The sequence below is a fragment of the Streptomyces sp. PU-14G genome (assembly GCF_041028275.1).
Taxonomy (GTDB): domain Bacteria; phylum Actinomycetota; class Actinomycetes; order Streptomycetales; family Streptomycetaceae; genus Streptomyces.
This window is the reverse complement of the sequence record NZ_JASKYT010000403.1, coordinates 1-5,436: the sequence shown is the minus strand read 5'-3', so window position 1 is coordinate 5,436 and position 5,436 is coordinate 1. Positions and strand designations below refer to the sequence as shown.

The window sequence follows — 5,436 nt, the reverse complement described above, 5'->3', positions numbered from 1 at the left end:
GTCCATTCGTCCGGATGTCTGTGGTCGTGTGCGGGCGTGGGCGGGCGTGGCGGTGGGTGTCAGGCCGCGGAGTGCGAGGGGGCGGGAGCCGTGCCGGTCTTGCCGGTGCCGTCGAGACCGCCGCTGCCATCCGTCCCGCCGTCGCTGTCGCCTGCACCGGTCCCCGCCGTGCCGGGGCGGGGCGCGGGCCTGCGCCGCATCGGGTCCAGCAGCCGCTCGACGAGTGCCAGGGCGCGCTCCACCAGCAGCGCCAGGACGGCCACCAGCAGTGCTCCGGCGACCACCTGGGCGGTGTCGTAGTTGCCGAACCCGGCGGTGATCAGCCGTCCGAGGCCGCCGCCGCCGGGCAGCGCGGCGAGTGTGGCGGTGGCCACGAGCTGGACGGCGGCCGTCTGGATGCCGGTCATGAGCAGAGGCAGGGCGAGGGGGAGTTCGACCTGGCGCAGCAGCTGCCATCCCGTCATGCCCATGCCGCGGGCGGCTTCGACGACCTCGCGGTCGGCCTCGCGTACGCCCGTATAGGCGTTCGTCAGCAGCGGCGGCAGGGCGAACAGCACCAGCGCCACGATCGTCGCCCAGTCGCCGTGCCGGCCCAGCGGCCCCATCGAGAGCAGGACCAGCACGGCGAAGGTGGGCACCGCGCGGCCCGCGTTGGACAGGTTGACCGCGAGCGCGCCGCCGCGCCCCACGTGGCCGAGCCACAGCGCCAGCGGCAGGGCGATCGCGCAGGAGAGCAGCAGGCAGACGCCCGTCAGGTAGGCGTGTTCGGTGAGGCGCTGGAGCACCCCGCCGTTCTCCGTCCAGTGGGATCCTGTGGTCAGCCACGTCCACACGTCGGTGAAGATGCCCATGGCAGCTCAGCCCGCCTTTCCGACGAGGTCCGTCCCGGCGGCGCCGGCCTCGGGCGGGGCAGCCGCCTTTGCCGGTATCCCCTTCGGGCCTCCGCCCGTTCCGCCGTTCCGGGCGCGGGTGCGGCTCCGCGTCCAGGGGGTCAGTGCCCGCTGGAGCCACAGGAGGAGCAGGTCGGCGGCGATGGCGAGGACGACGCAGATCGCGGAGGCGGTCAGCACCTGCGACTTGAAGTAGCTCTCCATGCCGTCGTAGATGAGGTTGCCCAGGCCGCCGTAGCCGACGATGGCGCCGATGGTGGTCAGCGACACCGCGGTGACCGTCGCGATGCGCACCCCCGCCAGCAGCGCCGGCAGCGCCAGTGGCAGCTCGACCTCGAACAGCAGCCTGCCCGGCCCGTACCCCATGCCGCGGGCCGCCTCCCGGGCCTCGGCCGGGACCGCGTCCAGACCCGCCAGGATGTTGCGTACCAGCACGGTCAGCGAGTACAGCACCAGGCCGGTGACCACCACGGCCGCCGAGAGCCCGAAGACGGGCAGCAGCAGCGCGAACATCGCCAGGGACGGGATGGTGTACAGCACCGTCGTCACACCGAGGGCCGGGCCGCGGGCCGCGCGCCAGCGCCGGGCGGCGACGGCCAGTGGCAAGGCCAGCAGCAGGGCGATGCCGACGGAGGCCGCGGTGATCCAGACGTGCTCGACCGTGGCGTCGAGCAGTTCGCTCTGCCGGGTGCGCAGGTACTCCCCGCACAGCCAGTCGTTCTGTGCCAGACAGCCCTCCGGGCCGCCCGCCGCTGTGCTGCTCACGCCGGTCACCTCCCCGTGCCGTGCGGTCCCACCGTGATGTCGGCCGACCCTATCCCGACAGACTGACAATCGGTCCGCAGTGCCGTACCCCCGCGACGCGGTGTTCATCCACGGCGCAAAGGATTGTCGTGGTGCCGTGTTTCGGTGTTCGGTACCAGAGGAGAGGTCCGGGTCCGACGGGGATAACCGGGTCCGACGGGGATAAGAGGATGACCATGATTCGCTTCGAGAACGTGACCAAGCGCTACCCCGACGGGACGGTTGCCGTCGAGGGGCTTTCCCTGGAGGTCGCCGAGGGCGAGCTGGTCACGCTCGTCGGGCCCTCGGGCTGCGGCAAGACCACGACCATGAAGATGGTCAACCGGCTGATCGAGCCGACACAGGGCCGCATCCTGGTCGCCGGCGAGGACATCGCCGGGGTCGAGCCGGTGGAGCTGCGCCGCCGGATGGGGTACGTCATCCAGCAGACGGGTCTTTTCCCGCACCGCACCGTGCTGGACAACACGGCCACCGTCCCGCACCTGTTGGGCTGGTCGAGGGCGCGGCGGCGTGAGCGTGCCCGCGAGCTGCTGGACCTGGTGGGTCTGGACCCGTCCGTCTTCGGCGACCGCTACCCCGACCAGCTCAGCGGCGGGCAGCGGCAGCGCGTGGGCGTCGCGCGGGCGCTGGCGGCCGATCCGCCGGTGCTGCTGATGGACGAGCCGTTCGGCGCCGTGGACCCGGTGGTGCGCGAGCATCTGCAGACCGAGTTCCTGCGGTTGCAGTCCCGGCTGCACAAGACGGTGCTGTTCGTGACGCACGACATCGAGGAGGCCGTCAGGCTCGGTGACCGCATCGCGGTCTACGGGGAGGGCCGGATCGAGCAGTTCGACCGGCCCGCCACGGTGCTGGGCGCCCCCGCGACCCCGTACGTGGCCGATTTCGTCGGCGCCGACCGAGGCCTCAAACGGCTGTCCGTCACCCCCATCGAGCCCGGTGACCTGGAGGAGCCGCCGACCGTCCACCTCAGCGACCGCCTGGAGAAGGCGGCGAGGCGGATGTCCGCCGCGGATGCCCGCTGGGCCGTCGTGCTCGATGACGCCGACGGGCTGCACGGCTGGGTCTCGGCGGGCGTGGTGGACGCCCAGGACGGTACGGTCGCCGACCACGCGCGCCGGATGGAGGCGTGGCTGCCGCTCGGCTCCTCGCTCAAACAGGCGTTCAGCACGATGCTCCAGCACGACGCCGGCTGGATCGCCGTCCTGGACGGTGACAGGTTCGTCGGCGTCCTCACCCCGTCGCGGCTGCACGCGGCGCTGCGGCGCTCCATCGACGCCGATGCCCGGGAAGTGGGCAGGGGAGAGGTGGAGCTGGAGTCGATCGAGAGCTCCTGACCGGCGAAGACACCCCTCAGCCCAGCTCCACCGCGCAGTCGACCTCGGACACGAGCCAGCCGAAGCCGCCGAGCCCGCCCGCGTCCAGCAGTTCGGCCGCCTCGCCGGCCGCGCTCAGCCGGCGTACGTAGGCGGCCGGGTCAAAGCGGGCCAGCGCGAGTTGTGGGCGGCGGCCCGTCACGCCCAGGGCGCCGAGTGCGGCGCGCTGGGTGAGCAGCCGGGTGGTACCGGGCGCGCCCGCGGCGACCGCGTCGAGGGCCACGTGCGAGGTCACGTCGCAGCTGCCGTCCGGTACGGGCCGGCAGGCGCGGCCCTCGCGGTACCCGGCGAGGGTGCCGAACGGGGGGCGGGTCGCGCGGGTGTGCCCGTAGTCGACGGCGACGGCCACGCCGCGCCGCAGGGCACCGGCGGCGCGCGCCCAGGCGGCGTCCCGGGGGTGGCCGATCTCGGCGCGGGCGCCTTCGCCCGCCTGAGCCAGCGGCCACCAGCGCTCCAGCCACCCGGCGTCGGCGCCCGCGACGGGCGGCCCGTGGCGTTCGGTGCCGTCGGGCGCGACCAGCACCAGCCTGGCCGTTCCCGTGCGGTCGTTCTCGGCGACGTCGACGGGCACGTTGTCCAGCCACTCGTTGGCGAACAGCAGCCCCGTCACCGTCTCGGGGCCGGGCAGGCGCGTGCCCCAGCGGACGGCCGGATCGAGCCCCTCGGGGCGCGGCCGGTGCTCGACGGCGGCCGGACGCAGACGCGCCAGCACCTCGGCGCCGGCGGCCTCGTGCTCGCGCAGCGCGGCCCGTACCCCGGCCAGCAGCTCCCCGGCGCCTGCGCCGACGTCGACCAGGTCGAGGCGCGGAGGGTGCCCCAGGGCCTCGTCCACCCGCAGCAGGAGACGCGTCACCGCGTGGGCGAAGTGCGGGGAGGCGTGCACGGAGGTGCGGAAATGGGCGGCGGGCGCCTGACGGGTGTAGAAACCGCGGGGTCCGTACAGGGCGCTCGCGGTGGCCGGACGCCAGCCGGGCAACTGGGGGAGCATGGGCCTCACCGTATGCGCGGACCGGCATCCTCCACCTTGGGGAGTAGGAGCGGTGGTCACGGATCGGCCGTCGGGCTGACCCCCGCACGTACCAGGCCTGCATACGCTGGGTTACGTGCATCGGCTCTACGACTTCATCCGCAGGCACCCCACGTGGGTGGACAGCCTCTGGGCTGTCGCCCTGCTGATGCTGTCGTCGCTGTGGATCGTCGCGAGCATGTCCGCGCCACCGGAGGCGGAGGGGCTCTCGACCACGTCCCAGGAGCAGATCGCCACGGTCCCCGTCGCGCTCGCGCTGTGCGCGGTGGTGGCGCTGCGCCGCAGGGCCCCCGAGAAGATGCTGGTGCTGGCCACCGGTACGGGCGTGGCGCAGGTGGTCGTCAACGTGGGGCCGTTCCCCGGCAACTTCGCCTTCCTGGTCATCGTCTTCACCGTCGCCTCCCGGCACGTGCGCTGGGCCTCCAGGTTCGCGCTGGCCGGAGCGCTGCTGGCACCCACGATCAGCACGGTGCGCTGGCCCAGCTCGACGGGCGGCCTGGCGAACGAGATCTTCGGCACGCTGTTCATGACGCTGGCGTTCGTGATGGCCTGGGTGCTCGGCGACTCCCTGCGCACCCGCCGTGCCTACTACCTGCAGCTGGAGGAGCGTGCCCGGCGGCTGGAGAAGGAGCGGGAGGCGCAGGCGAAGGTGGCCGTCGCCGCCGAGCGGGCCCGGATAGCGCGCGAGCTGCACGACGTGGTGGCGCACAACGTGTCCGTGATGGTCGTCCAGGCCGACGGCGGCGCCTACGTGCTGGAGAACGCGCCGGACCAGACCCGCATGGCGCTGGAGACCATCTCCGGTACGGGGCGGCAGGCGCTCGCCGAGATGCGCCGCCTGCTGGGGGTGCTGCGTAGCGAGGACGGTGCCAGGCGGGACGGCGGCGAGTACGTGCCGCAGCCCGGTGTGGAGCAGATCGCCGACCTCGTCGAGCAGGTGCGCGGCGCGGGCCTGACCGTCGACTTCCGGGTCGAGGGAGTGCCGCACCCGCTCCCCAGCAGCGTCGAGCTGACCGCGTACCGCATCGTGCAGGAGGCGCTGACCAACACCCGCAAGCACGGCGGCCCCGACGTGGGGGCGAGCGTGCGGCTCCAGTACACCGACGACGAGCTGTCCGTCCTCGCGGAGGACGACGGGCGCGGCGCCCAGCGCGAGCTGTACGAGGAGGGCGGCGCCGACGGTCTCGGCCATGGGCTGATCGGCATGCGCGAGCGGGTCGGCATGGTGGGGGGCGCGCTGGAGGCCGGTCCGCGCTCCGGCGGCGGCTTCCGCATCTGTGCGGCCCTCCCCCTCAAGGGCGCCGGCTGATCCGGCCCGGGCGCCGGCCGTCCCCGGGAGCGC

At 73.6% G+C, this 5,436-nt stretch carries 5 protein-coding genes; 2 read left to right on the top strand and 3 right to left on the bottom strand.

What is annotated here, in order from left to right; genetic code table 11:
* Positions 1-59: 59 nt before the first annotated feature.
* Positions 60-851: an ABC transporter permease gene (locus tag AB8Z75_RS29995; RefSeq protein WP_369207461.1), complete on the bottom strand. Its 792-nt coding sequence runs from the start codon at positions 849-851 to the stop codon at positions 60-62.
* Positions 852-857: 6 nt separating this feature from the next.
* On the bottom strand, positions 858-1,655 hold the full coding sequence (locus AB8Z75_RS29990) for an ABC transporter permease (RefSeq protein WP_369207459.1): 798 nt from the start codon (positions 1,653-1,655) through the stop codon (positions 858-860).
* A 215-nt stretch (positions 1,656-1,870) separates the two neighbouring features.
* On the opposite strand from AB8Z75_RS29990, the gene AB8Z75_RS29985 reads away from it, so the two are divergent.
* On the top strand, positions 1,871-3,028 hold the full coding sequence (locus AB8Z75_RS29985) for an ABC transporter ATP-binding protein (protein ID WP_369207463.1): 1,158 nt from the start codon (positions 1,871-1,873) through the stop codon (positions 3,026-3,028).
* Positions 3,029-3,044: 16 nt separating this feature from the next.
* Here AB8Z75_RS29985 and AB8Z75_RS29980 read toward each other — a convergent pair whose 3' ends face one another.
* On the bottom strand, positions 3,045-4,055 hold the full coding sequence (locus AB8Z75_RS29980; protein WP_369207457.1) for an SAM-dependent methyltransferase: 1,011 nt from the start codon (positions 4,053-4,055) through the stop codon (positions 3,045-3,047).
* 115 nt (positions 4,056-4,170) lie between these two features.
* Here AB8Z75_RS29980 and AB8Z75_RS29975 point away from each other — a divergent pair, with 115 nt between their 5' ends.
* On the top strand, positions 4,171-5,403 hold the full coding sequence (locus AB8Z75_RS29975; protein ID WP_369207455.1) for a sensor histidine kinase: 1,233 nt from the start codon (positions 4,171-4,173) through the stop codon (positions 5,401-5,403).
* The last annotated feature ends 33 nt before the right edge of the window (positions 5,404-5,436 follow it).

Bases quoted from the DNA above. Each gene is read 5' to 3' on its own strand.
- AB8Z75_RS29995 (WP_369207461.1), bottom strand. From the start codon at position 851: ATGGGCATCTTCACCGACGTGTGGACGTGGCTGACCACAGGATCCCAC.
- AB8Z75_RS29985 (WP_369207463.1), top strand. From the start codon at position 1,871: ATGATTCGCTTCGAGAACGTGACCAAGCGCTACCCCGACGGGACGGTT.
- AB8Z75_RS29980 (WP_369207457.1), bottom strand. From the start codon at position 4,055: ATGCTCCCCCAGTTGCCCGGCTGGCGTCCGGCCACCGCGAGCGCCCTG.